Annotated in this window: 16 protein-coding genes; 9 read left to right on the forward strand and 7 right to left on the reverse strand. The window is 67.3% G+C overall.

The window, feature by feature from the left end; all coding sequences use genetic code 11:
• Positions 1-147: 147 nt before the first annotated feature.
• On the reverse strand, positions 148-2,115 hold the full coding sequence (gene mutL / locus DFW101_RS00400) for a DNA mismatch repair endonuclease MutL (RefSeq protein ID WP_009179555.1): 1,968 nt from the start codon (positions 2,113-2,115) through the stop codon (positions 148-150).
• Positions 2,116-2,226: 111 nt separating this feature from the next.
• Between mutL and alr the strand changes: the two genes are divergently transcribed.
• Positions 2,227-3,348: an alanine racemase gene (alr, locus tag DFW101_RS00405; protein ID WP_009179556.1), complete on the forward strand. Its 1,122-nt coding sequence runs from the start codon at positions 2,227-2,229 to the stop codon at positions 3,346-3,348.
• A 165-nt stretch (positions 3,349-3,513) separates the two neighbouring features.
• Here the strand turns inward: alr and DFW101_RS00410 are convergent, their stop codons facing one another.
• Complete coding sequence (locus DFW101_RS00410) at positions 3,514-4,932, reverse strand: sigma-54-dependent transcriptional regulator (protein WP_009179557.1); 1,419 nt, start codon at positions 4,930-4,932, stop codon at positions 3,514-3,516.
• Positions 4,933-5,063: 131 nt separating this feature from the next.
• Here DFW101_RS00410 and DFW101_RS00415 point away from each other — a divergent pair, with 131 nt between their 5' ends.
• Entirely contained in the window at positions 5,064-5,498 is a 435-nt protein-coding gene (locus DFW101_RS00415; protein WP_009179558.1) for a hypothetical protein, read from the forward strand.
• Here the strand turns inward: DFW101_RS00415 and DFW101_RS00420 are convergent, their stop codons facing one another.
• From DFW101_RS00420 to bioF, 3 genes are read right to left on the reverse strand one after another with little or no spacing between them, the layout of a single operon-like run.
• Positions 5,499-6,257: a methyltransferase domain-containing protein gene (locus tag DFW101_RS00420; RefSeq protein WP_009179559.1), complete on the reverse strand. Its 759-nt coding sequence runs from the start codon at positions 6,255-6,257 to the stop codon at positions 5,499-5,501. It abuts the gene before it with no gap.
• Complete coding sequence (locus DFW101_RS00425; protein ID WP_009179560.1) at positions 6,254-6,868, reverse strand: alpha/beta fold hydrolase domain-containing protein; 615 nt, start codon at positions 6,866-6,868, stop codon at positions 6,254-6,256. Before DFW101_RS00425 ends, DFW101_RS00420 begins: the two co-directional genes overlap by 4 nt.
• Entirely contained in the window at positions 6,865-8,043 is a 1,179-nt protein-coding gene (gene bioF / locus DFW101_RS00430; RefSeq protein WP_009179561.1) for an 8-amino-7-oxononanoate synthase, read from the reverse strand. Before bioF ends, DFW101_RS00425 begins: the two co-directional genes overlap by 4 nt.
• Between bioF and bioA the strand changes: the two genes are divergently transcribed.
• Both bioA and bioD read left to right on the forward strand, forming a co-directional pair.
• Entirely contained in the window at positions 8,042-9,385 is a 1,344-nt protein-coding gene (bioA, locus tag DFW101_RS00435; RefSeq protein WP_232286111.1) for an adenosylmethionine--8-amino-7-oxononanoate transaminase, read from the forward strand. The two genes, bioF and bioA, sit on opposite strands and share 2 nt — an antisense overlap.
• The gene (bioD, locus tag DFW101_RS00440; protein WP_009179563.1) at positions 9,382-9,999 is read left to right on the forward strand and encodes a dethiobiotin synthase; all 618 of its coding nucleotides are present in this window, start codon (positions 9,382-9,384) and stop codon (positions 9,997-9,999) included. The genes bioA and bioD overlap by 4 nt, the downstream gene beginning before the upstream one ends.
• A gap of 135 nt (positions 10,000-10,134) precedes the next feature.
• Here bioD and DFW101_RS00445 read toward each other — a convergent pair whose 3' ends face one another.
• Complete coding sequence (locus tag DFW101_RS00445) at positions 10,135-10,935, reverse strand: 2-amino-3,7-dideoxy-D-threo-hept-6-ulosonate synthase (protein WP_009179564.1); 801 nt, start codon at positions 10,933-10,935, stop codon at positions 10,135-10,137.
• A gap of 420 nt (positions 10,936-11,355) precedes the next feature.
• Between DFW101_RS00445 and DFW101_RS00450 the strand changes: the two genes are divergently transcribed.
• The 5 genes from DFW101_RS00450 to prsR all read left to right on the forward strand — a co-directional run bounded on the left by DFW101_RS00450 (position 11,356) and on the right by prsR (position 17,689).
• Entirely contained in the window at positions 11,356-12,021 is a 666-nt protein-coding gene (locus DFW101_RS00450) for a response regulator (RefSeq protein WP_009179565.1), read from the forward strand.
• A gap of 685 nt (positions 12,022-12,706) precedes the next feature.
• Complete coding sequence (gene xrtA, locus DFW101_RS00455) at positions 12,707-13,603, forward strand: exosortase A (protein ID WP_009179566.1); 897 nt, start codon at positions 12,707-12,709, stop codon at positions 13,601-13,603.
• Positions 13,600-14,235: an exosortase C-terminal domain/associated protein EpsI gene (locus tag DFW101_RS00460; RefSeq protein ID WP_009179567.1), complete on the forward strand. Its 636-nt coding sequence runs from the start codon at positions 13,600-13,602 to the stop codon at positions 14,233-14,235. Before xrtA ends, DFW101_RS00460 begins: the two co-directional genes overlap by 4 nt.
• 17 nt (positions 14,236-14,252) lie before the next feature.
• Positions 14,253-16,286 carry an XrtA/PEP-CTERM system histidine kinase PrsK gene (gene prsK / locus DFW101_RS00465; RefSeq protein ID WP_009179568.1) on the forward strand — a complete coding sequence of 678 codons (2,034 nt, stop codon included), beginning with the start codon at positions 14,253-14,255 and terminating at the stop codon, positions 16,284-16,286.
• Positions 16,287-16,303: 17 nt separating this feature from the next.
• On the forward strand, positions 16,304-17,689 hold the full coding sequence (gene prsR / locus DFW101_RS00470) for a PEP-CTERM-box response regulator transcription factor (RefSeq protein WP_009179569.1): 1,386 nt from the start codon (positions 16,304-16,306) through the stop codon (positions 17,687-17,689).
• Between the two features lie 57 nt (positions 17,690-17,746).
• Here the strand turns inward: prsR and DFW101_RS00475 are convergent, their stop codons facing one another.
• Complete coding sequence (locus tag DFW101_RS00475) at positions 17,747-18,550, reverse strand: class I SAM-dependent methyltransferase (RefSeq protein WP_009179570.1); 804 nt, start codon at positions 18,548-18,550, stop codon at positions 17,747-17,749.
• Between the last annotated feature and the right edge of the window lie 174 nt (positions 18,551-18,724).

Consider the following 18,724-nt stretch of genomic DNA (forward strand, 5'->3'; position numbering starts at 1 on the left):
CCCCCTGAAAGGTGAGGGGGGAATGGCGTCATAAATGGTTCATGGATGCGACGGTCGAGAAGGCGTCGCATTTGGCGAAAGCCGGTTGTGAACATTTTGGGGAATTTTGGCAAGGGACGTCGCCAGGGCGGTCTAGGCGGGGAGGCCCTATTTCCGGCGCTTGAACATCTTCTCCATTTCGCGCGGCCCGAAGCGGACCGTTACCGGCCGGCCGTGGGGGCAGTAGTCCCGGTCCGGCGCCTTGGCCCACTGGGCCAAGAGCGCCACGGCCTCGTCGTCGGCAAGCGGGGTGCCGGCCTTGACGGCCGTCTTGCAGCTCATGAGAATCCACAGGTCGCGCAGGGTCTTGGACTGCCCGGCCAGGGCGGCGGACAGGTACTCCCGGGCCTGGCCCACGGACAGCGCCGGCGGCGCGCCGGTCATGGCCACCAGGCCGGGCCGGGGCGTTTCGAGCACAAAGCCCATGGCCCGAAGCTCGGGGAAAAGCTCCCGCAGCCGGGCCGCTTCCGAGGCATGGAGCGGCACCTCGACCGGGATGCCGACCGGCCGGCTGTGGCCCCGGTGGCCGGACGCCTCCATGGCCGCGAACAGGATGCGCTCGTGGGCCGCGTGCTGGTCAACGAGGACCAGTTCCCGGCCGAGGTCCACGATGAGGTAGGTGTCCGCGAACTGGCCCAGGTAGCGGACCCCGGGCGGCAGGGCCGGCTCCAGCTCCTCCACGGTCCGGGCACGGAGGATTTCCGGCGCCGGTCCGGCAGCCTCTTCGCCGCGCTCGTGGCGGACCACGGCCGGCGGATCGGGATGGCGCAGGGGGGCCTGCCGGACCGGGGGCGCGCCTTCGGCGACGTGCGGCCCGGAGGCCTCGGCCGGCCCTGATGACGGACCGCCCGAACTGCCTGGACCGCCCGGGCGGGCCGGAGGGGCCGGCGCGTCGGACCAGGGCCGGAGGGAGTCCTCCCGGCCGGAGCCGGCCATGGGCGTGGTTTCCTTCGGGCTCGGAGCGTCGGCCCGGGCCAGTTCGCCGAGGAAATCCAGGCGCGAGGCAAACTTCGGCCCTTCGGCGTCCTGCCGGACCCACGGCTCGGGCGCGGGCACGGTGCGAAGGACGAGGTTTTTGTCCAGGGCCTGGCCGACCGCCCGGCGGAGGTTTACAAACACGGCCTGCTCGTCGCGAAACCGGACCTCGGTCTTGGCCGGATGGACGTTCACGTCCAGGTCCTCGGGCGGGATCTCCAGGAAAAGGACGGCTTGCGGGTATTCGCGGGAGAGCAGCCGGCCCTTGTAGGCCTCGCGCACGGCGGCCAGGAGCACCCGGTCGAGGACGGCCCGGCCGTTGACGTAGAAAAGCATCCGGTCGGCCTTGGCCTGGGCCTTGAGCGGCTTGCCGAGGATGCCATGGACCCGGATCGGGCCCAGGGCGTAGTCCACCTCGAAGAGGTCGTCGGTGACGGCCGGCGGCCAGATGCCGGACAGGCGGGCGAGAAGCGTCTGGCCGGCCGGAAAGCGCAGGCTGGTTTTGCCGCCGACCGAAAGTTTCATGGCCACGTCCAGCCGGGCCAGGGCGGTGCGGCAAAAGACGTCCGTGGCCCGCTTGGTCTCGGTGGGCTCGGATTTCAGGAATTTGAGCCGGGCCGGCACGGCGGCGAAGAGGTCCCGGACCTCGATGCGCGTGCCCTTGGCCAGGGCGGCCGGGCCGCGCTCGACGATGCGGCCGCTTTCGACCTTGATGATCGCCCCCTCGTCAAAGGCCTCGTGGCGGGAGGTGAGGGTAAAGGTCGAGACCGAGGCGATGCTCGGCAGGGCCTCGCCGCGAAAGCCGAAGCTCGCGATGCTGGCCAGTTCGGCCATGGAGGCGATCTTGCTCGTGGCGTGGCGCGTGACGGCCAGCGGCAGTTCCTCGGGCGTCATGCCCCAGCCGTCGTCGGCCACGGAGAGGAGCGTGCGGCCGCCGCCCTCGATGGCCACGTCGATGCGCGCGGCTCCGGCGTCGAGGCTGTTTTCCACCAGTTCCTTGAGCACGCTGGCCGGCCGCTCCACCACCTCGCCGGCGGCGATCTGGTTTTGCAGTTCCGGCGGCAGGACGCGGATGGTGCGGTGTTTGACGGCGTTTGGCATGGCCCGACCCTACGCCAACTCGGCCGCCAGGCAAAGCCGGCCGGCCGGGCTGGAAAACCCGGGGCAATGGGGGTAGACCCGGGCCGGGCCGCTCGCCCAAGGAGATTTCCCATGCCCATTGCCCACAACTACCTGCGCACCCGGGTGCGCCTGGACCATATCGCCGCCAACTACAAACGCCTGGCCGGGCTTGGCGGCCGGGTCCTGGCCGTCATCAAGGCCGACGCCTACGGCCACGGACTGCTCGAAACGGCCCGGGTGCTGACCGGGGCCGGGTGCGACGGCTTTGCCGTGGGTTCGGTGGCCGAGGGCGCGGCCCTGCGGGCCGCCATTCCCCGGGCCGCCATCGTGTCGCTTCTGGGGCCGGTCCTGCCCGAGGACGACGCCATGATCCTCGGCCACAGCATCATCCCCTTCATCCACGACTTCGGGCAGCTCGAACGGCTGGCCGGGCGCGCGGCCAGGAAACGGGTCAAGGCCCGGGTGGCCCTCAAGTTCGACACCGGCATGGCCCGGCTCGGCTTTGTCGAGGCCGACGTGCCGGAGCTTCTAAAACGCCTGGAGGACATGCCGGCCATCGAGGTGGCCATGGTCGGCTCACACCTGGCCACGGCCGACGATCCGGCGGCGTTTGCGTTCGTGGCCGAGCAGGGCGAGGGGTTCGGCCGGATCTGCGCGGCCCTGCGCCGGGCGGGCCTCGCCTTCGAGGGGTCGCTGTGCAATTCCGCCGGCATCATGGCCCACGCCGACCGGTTCGGCTTCGAGACCCGCCGGGCCGGCATCGCGCTGTACGGCGTCAATCCGTTTCTCGGAACCGACCGGGAGACGCTCGGCCAGGGGCTGGTCGCGGCCATGGAGACGGTGACGCGCATCGTCTCGGTCCACGACGTGGCCGCCGGCCGGTCGGTCAGCTACGGCCGGACGTTCACGGCCGAGCGCGACATGCGGGTGGCGGTGGTGGCCGCCGGCTATGCCGACGCCTACAGCCGGGGGCTGTCCAACGCCGGGGCCATGTGCCTGGCCGGCAAGCGGGTGCCGATCGTCGGACGGGTCTGCATGCAGTTGACAGCCGTGGACGTGACGGGCATCGCCTGCGCGCCCGGCGACGTCATCCATCTGCTCGGCGGCCAGGGGCCGGAAGCGGTCACGGCCAACGACGTGGCCGGCTGGTGGGGGACCATTCCCTACGAAGTCCTATGCCTCTTTGGCCTGAACCCCCGGGAATACGTCTAACACCCACCATCCCAGGGGGCGCGCCCCCATCGAGGAGGGTCCGGGAGGGGATCATCCCCTCCCGGCCGCCGGAGGCATCTTCTCCGTCCGGCCCGCGTCCTGTCCTTGAACGCAAAAAATCCATTTCTATCTTAAAAATACGGACGTATTTTTAAGGGTGCAACATTAGGCCCTGGTCGGGATGCCGTGGATACGCAGGTAGCGGTAGAGGCTTTGCTTGCCGAGCTGGGACAGGTCGCAGGCCTTGTGGATGTCGCCGCCGGTCGCCTGCATGAGCGTCTTGAAATACCGGTGCTCGGTTTCCTTCTTGTAGTCGTCAAAGGGCGTGAGCACGAGTTCCGGCTGGGCCGGGGCCGGTTCGATGGGCGGCAGGAGCTCCATTTCCTGGCCGTTGGCGGCCTCCTGCCGTTTGCCGCTCATGATGCGGATGCGGACTTCCGGCGGCAGGTGCTTGGGGTAGAGGGTCGGCTCGAACTGGGCCCGCACGATGATGTTTTCCATGAGGTTGACCAGCTCGCGCACGTTGCCCGGCCAGTCGTAGGCCTGGAGGGTGTCGAGGAATTCCGGGGAAAAGCCCTTGAGCGGCACCTTGTACTTGAGGCAAAAGGCGTTCATGTAGTGGATGGTCAGCTCCCGGATGTCCGCGTCGCGCTGGCGCAGGGCCGGGATGTGGATGTGCATGGTGCGCAGGCGAAAGAGCAGGTCGTTTCGAAACGTGCCCGAGGCGACCAGGGCTTCGAGGTCCCTGTTGGTGGCGGCGACGAGCCTGAAATCGCTGGTCTCCTCCTCCTTGGCCCCGACCGGCCGGAAGCGGCGCTCCTGGAGCACGCGCAAAAAGGCCTTTTGCTGGGAAAAGGGCAGCTCGCCCACCTCGTCGAGGAAGAGCGTTCCCTTGTCGGCCTGCTTGATCAGCCCTTCCTGCTTTTTCTCCGCGCCCGTGAAAGCCCCCTTGGCGTGGCCGAAGAGCACGGATTCGATCAGCGTCTCGGTCAGGCTCGAACAGTCGACCACCACGAACGGCCCCTCGGCCCGGTCGCTGTTGTCGTGGATGGCCCGGGCGAAGAGTTCCTTGCCCGTGCCGGTCTCGCCGGTAATGAGCGTGTTGGCGTCGGAGTTGGCGGCCTGGGCCACGAGATCGAGGCAGCTTGCCACGCGCGGGCTGTTGCCGATGATGCCTTCGCGCTTCAGGGCCACGGTGGGCGGTCGGTGGGCGAATTTCTCCTTGCGGTACTGCAGGGCGCGAATGAGCGGCAGGGTCATGGATTCGGCGGTGGCCGGTTTTTCGATGTAGTCCCAGGCGCCGTTTTTGATGGCCAGTTCCGCGCCGTTGGGGTAGCTCGCGCCGGTGAAGATGATGACTTCCGGGGCCCGCTCCCGCTCGGTGATCCTCGGGATGGAGAGAAGCCCGTTGCCGTCCGGCAGGTCCACGTCCAGGTAGACCACGTCAAAGGCGTCTTTATCCAGGGCTTCGAGGCCCTTGGTCAGATTCGGCCGGGTTTCGACCTCGTGGTCCATGCCCTCGATGACCAGCCGGCAGACCTCGCGGATATGGGTGTCGTCGTCGATGACCAGAATTTTCGCCATGCCACCTCCCTGGTGTCCCCTGACGGACATTTGTGTAAGGCGAACAGGCCATTTTGTCGAGACGGGGCGGGCGGGAGCGTTTGACGCCCGATGCCCGGCCCCGTAAAGTGGCCGCAGCCAAGGAGGCGGTCATGACCGAGGAAAACGCAGCCAAGCCCAAACGCCCGATCCTGGTCTGGGTCATCTTTCTTTTTTACCTGGTCAGCTCGGTCCAGGTGATCGTGGGGCTTTTCTTCGTGACCGCCGGCGGGGTGGAGATGACGCCCGAGGGCCAGGCCTATCTGGCCAAATTCACCGTCATGGACCGGGTGATCGGCTACGTGAATGCCGCCGTGACCCTGGTCGGGGTGACGCTCCTTTTCGCTCAGCGCCGGCAGGCGGTGAACGTATTGGCCCTGGCCTTTGCCCTGAACCTCTTTTCCACGGCCGTGGTCTGGGTGAAGACCGATCCTGCCTCCGTCATCGCGCCGACCGGGCTCCTGGCCCAGGCGGTCGGCATCGCGCTCTTCGGCGCGGTGGTTTACTACTCCTGGCGGCTTTTGAAGCGGGGCGTGCTCTACCGGTGATCAGCCCGCGCCGCCGGTGCGGCGGCCGCAGCAGTAGAGCACGGCGTAGCTGGCCGGCATGCCTTCCACCGTGCCGAACCGTTCGGCGTAATACTTCCGAAATTCCCGATACCTGGCCGGGCTGCCCGCCCGCCGGCCTTCCGTGTGGGTCACGCCCGCACCCTTGAGGCTGCGAAGAAGGGTGGGCACGCTCTCGTGCGTCACCACCTGGCGCGCCTCCTCCATGCTCCACTCGATGCCCGGTATTGCGGCGAAAAGCTCCCGGTAAAAGGCCGCCGGCCGCATGGGATAGACCGAGCCGAAGCCCGTGGCCGCCGCGGCCTCGGCCAGCTCCGCAAGCGTCCCTTCCACATAGAGGGCGATGGCGAAGCCGCCGCCCGGCCGCACGAGCCGCAGGTCGGCCGGGATGGACGCGGCCGGATCGGCGTACCAGTGCATGGCCGAGGCCGAGGCCAGGAAGGCGAAGGCGCCGTCCCGGAAGGGCGGCCGTTCGCCGTCGGCCGCGACCTTGCGGGCGCCGGGCATGGCGGCCCGGGCCAACATGCCCGGCGCCAGGTCGAGGGCCAGGTACGGGCCCCGGGTCCGGGGCAAAAGCGCGCGCGTGAGCAGGCCGCTGCCCGCGCCGATTTCGAGGACGGGAGCGCCGAGGGTGGCCGGACACAGGGCGGCCAACCGGGCGGCCACCAGCCGCTGGACCTGGGCCGCGGCCTCGTAGGTGGCGGCGGCCTGTTCGAAGCGGCGTTGGAGGGGACGTTTCATGGGAAAAGGTGTTCTCCGAGAAGGGTGGGATCGGGCCAGTGGCCGCCGTGGTGCCCCACGACCGCCGCGCCGTCAAGGACGGAGAGGACCGCCTCCACGGCCGCGGGCCGCACGATGCGGTCGGCCGCGCCGTGGACGACGGTGACGTTTCCGGCCGGCACGGGCCTGTCCGGGGCGGCCGAGGCCAGGAGATAGGCCAGGCCCTCGGAGAGCCGGCCGGCCCAGGCCGGGTCAAAGTCCAGGGCCTGGACGGCCGCCTCGGACAGGCCGCAGTTTTTCCAGAAGCCCCGTGTGACGGCCTCGGCGTCCGTGGCCAGGCCGGCCGCCATGGCCCGGGTGATCCGGGCGGGCAGGCTGTCGGCAAAGCGCAGGAACGGCGCGAAAAGGACCACCCGCTCGAACCGGGGGAAAAGCCCGGCCGCGTGCCTGACGAGCATGTGCGCGCCCGTGGACCAGCCGCCAAGAATCCGGGCCGGGCTGGCCTCGATACGGGCGAGCAGGGCGGCCTCGTCCCCGTCCAGAAAGGGCGCGGCAAACGTCCACCGGCCCGAAAACCCGGGGAAGAGCGTTTCGGGACCGGCCCAGCCGGACAGGAAGAAAACGTCGGTCATGGGAAAAAGGAGACCCGCAGCCTCGAGAACCCGAGCCGCACCCGGCGCAGGTCGTCTTCGGTCAGATCGGCCCGCAGGGACAGGCGCAGCCGGGCCGTGCCCTGGGGCACGGTGGGGGGCCGGACGGCGGCGACAAGGAGGCCCTCGGCCCGAAGGAGGGCCTGGGCGTGGAGCGCCACTCGGTTGCGGCCGCAGGCCACGGGGATGATCTGGGTGGTCGAGCCCATGGTGTCGAAGCCGAGGCCGCTTAAATGGTCGCGGATGGCCTTGGCCATGCGCATGAGCCGGGCCCCCTCGCCGGGATTGGCCTTCAGGTGGCGCAGGGCAGCCAGCGACGCGCCCAGCACGGCCGGCGGCAGGGCGGTGGAAAAGACGAACGACCGGCCCCGGTTGCGCAAGAGCTCGATGGTTTCGAGCCGGCCGGCCACGTAGCCGCCCTGGGACCCGAGGGCCTTGCTCAGGGTCCCCACGTGGACGTCCACGTCCTCGGACAGCCCGAGCGCGGCGGCAAGGCCGCGTCCCCGGCCGAGGATGCCCGTGGCGTGGGCCTCGTCGACCACGGTGAGCGCGCCGTGGGCTTTGCCAAGCTCGACCAATCGCGCTAAGGGAGCCACGTCGCCGTCCATGCTGAAAACCGTGTCCGTGACGATGATCTTTTTCGCGACCTGCCGCTCCCGCCCAAGCAGCTGTTCCAGATGCTCCATGTCCAGGTGGCGGTAGCGCACGAGCCTGGCCCCGGACAGGGCAATGCCGTCCAGGATGCTGGCATGGTTCAGGCGGTCGGAGAAAACGACGGTGTGGCGGTCGGCCAGGGCGGAAAACACGGCCAGGTTGGCGGCGTAGCCGCTGCCGGTGACGAGCGCCGCCTCCTGGTATTTGAAGGTGGCCAGTTCCGCTTCCAGGGTCTCGGCCAGGGCGAAGTTGCCGGTGACGAGCCGGGAGGCCCCGGACGAGCAGCCGTGGCGGGAAAGCGCCTTGGCCGAGGCCTCGATCAGGTCCGGGTGGGCGGAGAGGCCGAGGTAGTTGTTGGAGGCCAGGTTCAAAAGCCGTGTGCCGCCATAGAGGATTTCCCGGGCCGCGCCGTCGTCGATGGGCGGGATGGTCCGATAGCTGTCCGTGTTTCGAAGCGCTGCCGCTTCGGGCACGATGTATTTGCCGAAAAAGGATGTGCTCATGTCGCAGCGTTCCGGAAGGGAGGCCATGCGTATCTGGCATCCCTGCACCCAGATGAAGGACCACGAAACGTATCCTCCCGTCTTTATGGAGCGCGGTCAAGGGATTTACCTCTTCGACCGCCAGGGCAAGGCCTACATCGACGCCATTTCCTCGTGGTGGGTGAACCTTTTCGGCCACGCCAATCCCCGCATCGCCCGGGCCGTGACCGACCAGCTTTCGCGCCTGGAACACGTTATTTTCGCCGGCTGCACCCACGCCCCGGCCGAGGAACTGGCCGAGCGGCTGCTGGCCGTGGCCCTGCCGGGGCTGACGAAAATATTTTTCGCGGACAACGGCTCCTGCGCCGTGGAAGCAGCCCTCAAAATGAGCCACGCCTTCTGGCGCAACCACGGCCGGCCGGAAAAATGCCGCTTCCTCTACCTGGCCAACGGCTACCACGGCGAGACGGCCGGGGCCCTGGGCGTGTGCGGCGACAGGCTCTACGCCGCGCCCTTTGTGCCCCTTTTCGTGCCCCAGATCGAGGTTGCGGGGCCGGACTGCCAGCGCTGCCCCCACGGCCAGGCCCGGGAGACTTGCGACGCGGCCTGCTTCGCGTCCATGCAGGCGGCCATCGACACCCACAAGGATGTCCTCGCCGGGGTCATTGTCGAGCCGCTGGTCCAGTGCGCCGGCAACTTCCGCATGTACCCGCCAGTGTATCTGGCCAAGCTGCGCCGGGCCACCCTTGAGGCCGGCATCCACTGCATCGCCGACGAGATCGCGGTCGGGTTCGGCCGCACGGGCACCATGTTCGCCTGCGAACAGGCCGGCGTGTCCCCGGATTTCATGTGCCTGTCCAAGGGAATCACCAGCGGCACCTTGCCGCTTTCCTGCGTGCTGACCACGGACGCGGTCTTCGACGCCTTTTACCACGACTACGCCGACGACAAGGCTTTTCTCCACTCCCACAGCTACACCGGAAATCCGCTGGCCTGTGCCGCGGCCGTGGAGACGTTGCGCATTTTCGAGGACGACGACGTCATAAACGCCAACCGGCCGAAGATCGCCCACCTGCAAGCCGCCGTGCGGGAACGGTTCGCCGGCTACAAGCACGTGGCGGACATCCGCTCCACGGGCTGGATCACGGCCGTGGAGCTTTACGCCGACCCGGAGCGGGGGACGCCTTTCGACTGGCGGGACCGGACCGGGTTTCGCATCTTCCAGGAGGCGGTCAAACGGGGCGCGTGGCTGCGAAACCTCGGCGACACCCTCTACTTCATGCCGCCCTATGTGATCACCACGGATGAGATCGACAAACTGACGGACATCGCCCTGGAGGCGACCAAGGCGGTGCTCGGATGACAGGCTATTTCATCACCGGCACGGGCACGGGCATCGGCAAATCCTGGTTTTCGGCTTTTTTCGCGGCCAGGCTCAAGGCCGAGGGCAAGACCGTCCGGTACGTCAAGCCCGTGGCCACGGGCTATCCCGAGGACGACGACGCGGCCTTCGTGGCCGGCCGGGCCGGGCTGGCTCCCGAGGACGCGGTCACGCTCTACACGGCGGCCGAGCCGGCTTCCCCGTGCTTCGTGTTCGACCCCTTTCCGTTTGCGGAGTGCGTCTCGCGCATCGAGGCCCTCGGGACCGACCGCGACGTCCTTCTCGTCGAAAGCGCCGGCGGCCTGGCCGTGCCGCTCGGCGGGCGGCGCTACAACTACCACTTCGCCCTGGCCCTTGGCCTCCAAACCATCCTGGTCGTGCCCAACAGGCTCGGCTGCCTGTCCGACGCCCTCGTCTACGGCCACTTTGCCCTGCGCCACAAGCTGCCGCTGGCCGCCATCGCCCTAAACGACCACTTTGCCGAATCGCCGCGCCACGCCGACCGCAACGCAGGCGTGCTCGAAGGGGAGTTCCCGGGCAAGGTGGCCTGGCGGTATGACGCCGAGACATTGAGAGCCTGGGGGGAACCGCTTTGAAAGCGGTTCCCCCCAGACCCCCTTCCCAACATCCGCGTCGCAGCGCCTGAGCGCGTCATACCATATCCCCTTTCGGGGGGTCCGGGGGGGATGATCCCCCCGGCCGCCGGAGGCCTCTTTTTCCCCGTCCCCCGCTTATTCCCGTCCCAGCATTTTCATGGCCGCGTCCACACTCGCGTTTTCGTGCACGATGGCCGTCACGGCCTGCAAGAGCCTGGCCGGGTCCGGGTCCTGGAAGATGTTGCGGCCGACCGAGAGGCCGGTGCCGCCGGCCATGACGCTGTCCGCGATCATGGTCAGAAAGCCGCGCGTGGAGTCGGTCTTGGGGCCGCCGGCGATGACGACCGGCACGCAGCAGCCGGCCACGACCCGGGCGAAGCTGTCCGGATCGCCGGTGTAGGGCACCTTCACCATGTCCGCGCCGAGCTCGTTGCCCACCCGGGCGCAGTGGGCCACCACGTCCGCGTCGAACTCGTTTCGGACCTTCGGTCCCCGGGCGTAGACCATGGCCAGGACCGGCACGCTCCACGAGGCCGCCGCCTCGGTCACCATCCCCAAGTCGTCGAGCATCCGGGCCTCGGTCTCGTCGCCGAGGTTCACGTGCACGGACACGGCGTCGGCCCCGAGCCGGATGGCCTCTTCCACGGTGCAGACAAGCGTCTTGGCGTTGGGGTAGGGCGACAGGTTGGTCGAGGCGGACAGGTGGATGATGAGCCCCACGTCCCGGCCCCGGGCCCGGTGGCCGCACCGCACCACCCCCTTGTGCATGAGCACGGCGTTGGCGCCGCCGGCCACGATGTTGGTGACCGCCTCGCGCATGTCCGCAATGCCCTCGATGGGGCCGACGGAAACGCCGTGGTCGAGGGGCACGATGATGGTGCGGCCGGTGTCGCGGTTGAGGATGCGTTCGAGGCGGATGGATTTGCCGATGGTCATGGTGCTTCTCCTTGGCTTTTTGCGCGAAGGAGCCGGGACCCCGGCGGCGACTCATGAAAAAGGGCCGCCGGGCATTGCGCCCGCGGCCCTTGGCGGCGGTGTTGTGGGATGCGGCCTATCCGGCCGCGCCCTCCGCCTGGCCGCGAGCGCGATACCCGTAATAATACGAGCTGGAAAAAAGGGGGCGCTTGGCGGTCATGCGGCGTGTCATGGCGATACGCTACCAAAGGCCCGGCCGGCCCGTCAAGAGCCGTCCGGCAATGTGCCCGGCAATGCGTCCATGGCCTTGCGCCGGCCGTGTCCCGGTGCCGGAATATTTTTCACAGTCAGGCCATGTTCGTCTTGTAGGGCGAAAGAAATGGTGTAAGGTGAACCAGAGTCGCGTGTAGTGCCAAAAGACATGAAAGAGGATTTTTTGTAGTGGCCAATCTATCTGTCGCCATGAATATGATCAGTCTCATCATCGTCGATGATCATGAAATCGTTCGGGAAGGCACGCGGTATTTCCTGAGCGGCATTCCCACGGTCCGGGTCGTTGGCATGGCCGCCACCCCCGGCGAAGCCCTGCAACTCGTGGCCAGGTATTATCCGGACGTGGCCCTGGTGGACCTCGGCCTGCCGTCTCTGGAGATCGGCCGGGGCCTGATCGAGGACATCAAAGCCCACCATCCCCGGGTCAAGATACTGGCTTTCACCGCGCACGAGGATGCCTTGGCCATCCACAGTTCCCTGGCCGCCGGGGCGGATGGCTATCTCCTCAAAACCGCATCCACCGACGAACTGGCCACCGCCATCATGGCCGTGGCCACAGGCAAGAAGTACCTGAGTCCGGACGTGTCGGCCAATGTGGTGGACGGGTTTGTCAACCCTGACGGCGGATCGCATGGCAGCAAAGTCAATTTGTCGCGCCGGGAACGGGAAGTGCTGCGGTTTGTCATGGAAAGCAGAGGCAACAAGGAAATCGGGGAGCTGCTTTTCATCAGTCATCGGACCGTGGAAAAGCACAAGGCCAGCCTGAAAAAGAAACTTCTGTGCGATACGGATGTGGAACTGGCCATCTACTGCATGAAAAACGATATTCTGTAAGCCGCTCTCGCATTGAAACGGGCAGGGCTTCTCCCGGGCCTGCCCGTCCGTTCCCGTCCGTTCCCGCCGAGCCCGTCCGTTCCCGCCGAGCCCGTCCTTTCCCGCCGAGCCCGTCCGTTCCCGCCGAGCCCGGTCGCCGGGACAGGGTCCCTCGCCTCCCCCGGGAGCCTCGGTTCCCCTTGCTTCCGTTCGCTTTTCCCGCCGCCATCCACCGCCCCCGGTTCCGTGTCGGGCCAGGCGGCTTTTTCCGTTCCGGGGACGGCCGGCCGGACCGCCGGTGACGGCCCGTGGCCGGGGCCTTGGCTGCCCGCCTGGGGCGAAACGCCGGCCAAAGCGCCTTTGCGCCGCCATTTGGCACGGTTGGGGCAAAGGGTCGGCGACATGGGCGATCCACCTATGGCAAATGGGGGATCGCCCCCATTCCGCTCGGTCGCAAACCGCAGCAAAGAGTAAAATATCAAAAAATAAGAGGCCGTGTGCCGCAAGCGGGGGACGGGGCAACGACAGAAGAGGGCGGAAAGGGAAGGAAGCCTGGGCCGCGGTGGAAGCTTCAAGCGGGCGCCCTGGGCGAAAGCGCCCGGTGCGGGCGCACGCGAGGCAGGAAAGTGCCAGCCAAGCGTTGGAGCTTCCCTCCGGAACAGCAACGCAGGCAACAAAGGGGATACACATGAAGGACACGGGGCCGATGCCGCCATCACGGGAACCTTTCTTCCCGCCGACCGCTCCGGGAGCCGGGCAGGCCGCCGTACTGCCGCTGGGGGAGGCCTTGACGGCCTTCCGGCTTCCCCTCCTCCTGGGGCTCGTGGCCCTGGCCGTGGCCTACCATCAGGTCGTCGCGGCCATGGTCCATGACTGGTATGTGGACGACAATGCCTCCCACGGCTTTCTCATTCCGCTCATTGCCGGCTACCTCGTCTGGACGCGCCGGGAGGAGCTGGCCGCCGTGCCGACCGGTTCGAGTCCGGCCGGGCTCGGCGTGGCCGTGGCCGCGGCCCTCATGCTCGTGGCCGGCTGGCTGGCCACGGAATTTTTCACCATGCGCCTGTCGCTCCTCGTGGCCCTGGCCGGGTGCGTGCTCTACTGGCTGGGCCGGGAAGTCTTCTCGAAGCTGCTGACGCCCTTGCTCTTCCTGGTGTTCATGATTCCCATTCCGGCCGTGGTCTACGATGCCGCCGCCTTTCCGCTCAAGCTCTTCGTGAGCTGGTTTTCGGTCGGCGTGCTCAAGCTCATGGGCCTCATGGTGGTTCGCGAGGGCAACGTCATCCTGTTCCCCAACGTCACCCTGGAGGTGGTGGAGGCCTGCAGCGGCCTGCGTTCCCTGACCTCGCTCCTGGCCTTGGCCACGGCCTACGCCCTGGTCCTCGTGCGGTCGCCCTGGCAGCGCCTGATCCTGATCGCCGCCGCCGTCCCCATCGCCGTTTTCGCCAATGTCCTGCGGGTGGTGGTCACGGGCGTGCTGGCCCGCCACATCGGGGCCGCGGCGGCGGAGGGCTTTTTCCACGAATTCGCCGGATTGGCGACATTCGCCTTGGCGCTTGTCGCCCTGGCCGGCCTGCACCAGGTCCTGCGGAGGTTCCGGTGAAGACACCCTGGTATCGGTATCTGGCAATCTATTGCCTCTTCCTGGCCACGGCCGGCTACATCGCCCTGCACCGGGAGACGGCCGAGCCCCTGGCCCGGCCCCTGGCGGACTTTCCCGCCCGGGTCGGAGCCTGGCGCACGGTCCACCAGGAGCAGTTCAGCCGGGAGCTCCTGGAGGTGCTGCGGCCAAGCGACTACCTGTCGCGGCGCTATCTGGGACCTGACGGGAAAACCGTCAACCTCTACATCGGCTACCACGACGGGGCCCAAGGGTCCGGGCCCATCCATTCCCCCAAGAACTGCCTGCCGGGCAGCGGCTGGTTCGAGGTCGTGTCGCGGCCGGTCGAATTCGACGTCGGCGGGGAACGCGTTCGCCTGACCCAGGCCATCTACCGCCAGGGCGAGCGCCAGGAATTGTTCGTGTACTGGTTCATGGTCCGGGGGGAGGTCCTGTCCACCGAAATCGGTCTCAAGCTGGCGGAGATCGCCAACTCGGTGCAACACGGCCAGCGGGGCGCAAGCTTCGTGCGCCTGAACCTTGGCACGCAAAACGATCCGGCCGAGGCCGCGTCCGTCGCCGAAGCCTTCATCAAGCAAGCCTATCCGGTCATCCACTTCTTTCTGGCGCCCTAAGCGGGGAAGGCATTGCCATGCACACCATTCTCGTCGCCGCGTCCCTCACCCTTGGGCTGGCGCTTTGCATCATGATCCTGTTTCGCAGCCAGTTCGTGCCGAGCGACGGCCTGCTCCTGATCGGCCTGCTCGGGCTGTCGGCCGCCGAACTGCTCAACGCCCAGGCGCTGGCCTCCTCGGCCGACGTCCTGGCCTTCGAACGGTGGAGCCTGGCGGCCCACGGCCTGGCTTTCTGGGCCCTGGCCGGTTTCAGCCTGGTCTATGCCAGAATCCTGCAGCCGCACTCCCTCTCGAGGTTCCAGCTCCTTCTCCTCACGGCCTGCGCGGCCCTGCCCACCCTGCCCCTCGTCCTGCCGGCGCCGAGCCTGTTTTTCGCCCCGGCCCTCCACGCCCCCTGGGTCATTCCGCTGACCCGGCTCGGGTTCTACCATCAGCTGGGCCTCCTTCTGGCCGTGCTCTTTTCCCTCTACAACCTGGAGGGGACCCTGACGAGCGCCACCCATGTCAAACGGTGGCGCATCAAGTTCTTCGTGCTCGGCCTCATGGCCATGCTGGCCTCCCAGCTCCTGGTCATCAGCGAAGTGCTCCTTTACCGCGAGCTCGACCTGACCCTCAGTCCCACCCGGCAGATCGGCTTTCTGCTCGGCGTCCTCTTGATGGGCTATTCCCTGGCCACCCGGGGCGGGGAGGAGAAGATCGTCTTCTCGCGGCGGCTGGCCTACAAGTCCCTGGTGCTCTTCGCCGTCGGCGTCTACCTCGTCAGCATCGGGCTCCTCGGCCAGGCCATGCGCCAGTTCGACGACTTGAACAAGTCCACGGTCATCATGTCCCTGTCCCTTCTCGGCGGGGTCGGCGTGCTCACGCTCTTTTTGTCCGAGACCGTCCGCCGCAAGGTCAAGACGGACATGTGCAAGTATTTCTACAAGGACAAGTACGACTACCGGCTCCAGTGGCTGGATTTCATCCGCCGCCTGGTCGACGTCGGCGATCTGAAGGACCTCTACCAGGCCGTGCTCCTCGGGTTTTGCGAAAACCTGGGCATGGGCCAGGCGGCCCTCTACCTGCGCGACGCCCGGACCGGGAGTTTCGAACCGATCCACCAATGGGAGATGGGCGCGGCCAACACCCCCCTGCCGCCCGACCATCCCTGGTGCCAGCCGCCGTCGTTCGCCGGCGAGGTCAGCGACCTGCGCCATGTGCCCCCGCCCCCGCCGGCCCCGGCGGCCAGTTTTCTGGTGCCCCTCATGCACGGGCCCCTTTTCGAGGGATTCATCCTCCTCGACCATCCGTTCAATTCCCGGGAAGCCTACGACGAGGAGGACTTCGAGCTCATGGAGGCCCTGGCCCACCAGGCGACCTCGGCCATCCTGCTCATGCGCCTGGCCGACGAACTGTCCGCGGCCCGGGAAATGGAGGCCATGGGCAAGGTCTCGGCCTTTGTGCTCCACGACCTCAAAAACCTGGTCCACACCCTGTCGCTCATTGTGGAAAACGCCAAGAACTACATCCAGATGCCGGAATTTCAGCAGGACATGCTCGAGGCCCTCGACAACTCCATGTCCAAGATGATGGCCCTTATCCATCGGCTGCGGGGGGTGCCGAGCAGCGAGGCCCTGCGCTGCGAGGACACGGACCTGCTGGAGCTGGCCCGGGAATCCTCCAAGTCCGTGCCGGACGGCGTCCTTTCGGTCCACGGCGATTCCGTGCCCGCCACCGTGGACCGGGCCGAAATGTCCAAGGTGCTGGTCAACCTGTTTCGCAACGCCATGGAGGCGAGCCAGGGGAATCGTCCCGTGGAGGTGGAGGTCGGACGCGAGGGCCAGCCCTACGTCAAGGTCAGCGATTCCGGGTGCGGCATGGACGAGGAGTTCATCCGCAAGCGGCTTTTCGTCCCCTTTGCCACCACCAAGGACAAGGGGCACGGCATGGGGATCGGCCTCTACCAGAGCAAGCAGATCGTCGAGGCCCATGGCGGCCGGCTCATGGTGGAAAGCCAGCCCGGCCGGGGCTCGACCTTCACCGTCCTTTTGCCCGACGCCCAACCCTCATAACCACCAGGGCAAGTTCCATGACAGACCTCCTTATCGTCGACGACAACGGGGACATCCGCCGGCAACTCAAATGGGGCCTGTCCAAGGCTCCCTATGCCCTGCATTTCGCCACCCACGTGGAGGAGGCCTTGCAGGTCTTCCAGGCGGTCACGCCCGGGGTGGTCACCCTCGACCTCGGCCTCCCGCCCCATCCCGAGGACGCGTCCCAGGGCCTGGCCTGCCTGGAACAGATGATCGCGGCCAGGCCTTCCACCAAGGTCATCGTCATCACCGGCTTTGACGGCCAGGAGAACGCCCGGCGGGCCGTGGAACTGGGAGCCTATGATTTTTTTCGAAAACCGCTTGATCTCGGCGAGCTCAAGGTCATGATCAACAGGGCCTTCCATCTGCTTGAAATCGAACGCGTGGCCCCGGCCGAAACCCCGAAGAAGCCGGCCGCCCCCAGGCTGCGGCACGGCATTGTCGGCGACTGTCCGGCCATGCGCGACGTGTACGCCATGATCGACAAGGTGGCCGCGTCGGACGCGCCCGTGCTCGTGCACGGCGAATCCGGCACCGGCAAGGAGCTTGTGGCCATGGCCATCCACCAGGCGAGCCCCCGGCGGCAGCAGCCGCTCGTGTCCATCAACTGCGGGGCCATTCCGGAAAATCTCCTGGAATCGGAATTTTTCGGCCACGAGCGCGGGGCCTTCACCGGGGCCACCAACACGGTCAAGGGCAAGGTGGAATACGCGGAAAACGGCACGCTTTTCCTCGACGAAATCGGCGAGCTGCCGGTCAACCTCCAGGTGAAGCTCCTGCGCTTCCTGCAGGACATGCGGTTCCAGCGGGTCGGCGGGAGAAAGACCCTGGAAGTCAATGTCCGGGTGCTGGCCGCGACCAACGTGAACATCCAGGAGGCCATGCGCCTGGGGCAGTTCCGCGAGGACCTCTACTACCGCATCGGCGTGGTCGGCATCCACCTGCCGCCGCTTCGGGACCGGGGCGAGGACGTGGTGCTTCTGGCCAACCACTTCCTGGAGATCCACGGCAAACAGCTGCCGAAAAAGATCCAGGGCTTTTCCCCGGAGGCCATGGAGGCCATCCGCAACTACCCCTGGCCGGGCAATGTCCGGGAGCTCGAAAACAAGGTCCGCCGCGCCATCATCCTGGTGGAGGGTTCGCGCATCACCCCGCAGTCCCTGGGACTGGCCGGGGAGGCGTCGTCTCCCGGGCCGGCCAGGGCGGAGACGACCCTGCGCGAGGCCCGCACCCAGCTCGAACGCCAGATGATGCTGCAGGCCCTGCGGCGCTTTGAAGGCAACATCGTCAAGGCCTCCGAAGCCCTGGGCGTCAGCCGCCCGACCTTCTACGACTTGCTCCGCAAGCACGAGATCGACCCCAAGGCCCTGAGTGCCGGGTAGGGCGGCCGCCCTGTGTGGGGGCCTTCGTGGAGCGGGACTCCCCCTTCCTTTCTGTCGCTATTTTCGTGCCCGGTAGTAGAGCCAGGGCGTTTCGGCGCAGTCCGTGACGGGACGGCCCTGTCCGTCGATGGCCGGCCCGAGGTCGCGGAATCCCGCTTCGAGCAGTTGCCGCCGCTGCCGGTCGGGGTGGATGTAGTAGGTCAGCAGCGAGTAGTCGTGGCCGGGATCGTTGACAATGGCGTACTCCCCGGTCCGTTCTTCCCGGGGGTTGTTTCGCAGGCGGTTGGCGAGCTTGCGGACTTCGGGATTGGAGGGTCGCGGCGAAGCCAGGATCCGTATCAGGCTGTCCCGGGCGGACCGCAGTTTTTCTCCGATGGGCCTGGCTTTTTCCGCTCGCGCCCGGGCCTCGTAGGGGGTCCGGCTGTGGCTCGAGAAGACGAAGGAGCCGCCCGGTTCGAGCACCCGGTGGATTTCCTTGAGGATGCGCAGCCTGTCGGCGTGATTGACCGTGTCGATGCCGTTGAAGGAAAAGAGCACGAACCGAAACCGGCCGGTTTCGAAACAGGCCATGTCCCTGGCGTCGCCCAGCCGGATGTCGATGTCCGGATACTTGGCCCGGCAAAAGTCCACCATGCCCTGGGAGTAATCGACCCCCACGTAGTCGCGGCTTATCGCGGTGAGCTCCGGCACCGTCCTGCCCGCGCCGATGCCGAGGTCGAGGAGGGGCTTGTCGCGGATCTCGGGCACAAGGGGTTCAAGGACCGCCCGCTCCTGCGGCGTCAGGCCGGACAGCCTGGTGTAGTACCGGATGACGATGGCATCGTTGTACGCCTTGGCGTTGGCCGGATCGTAGTTGCTCATGGGGCCTCCCGGGACGGGACATGCCGGGCGCCGGTGGACGGCCGCGGTTCTGATCCCGGACGATCCTACGCCAAAAAACGGGCCTGCGGCAACCGGGAAGCGCATTTTTCCGCCAAAAGATCACGGACGCCTTCAGGGCCGGACCGGCGTCCCGACAGGTAGGGAACCCCCCAA

The organism is Solidesulfovibrio carbinoliphilus subsp. oakridgensis (assembly GCF_000177215.2).
In the GTDB taxonomy this organism is placed as follows: Bacteria; Desulfobacterota; Desulfovibrionia; order Desulfovibrionales; family Desulfovibrionaceae; genus Solidesulfovibrio; species Solidesulfovibrio carbinoliphilus.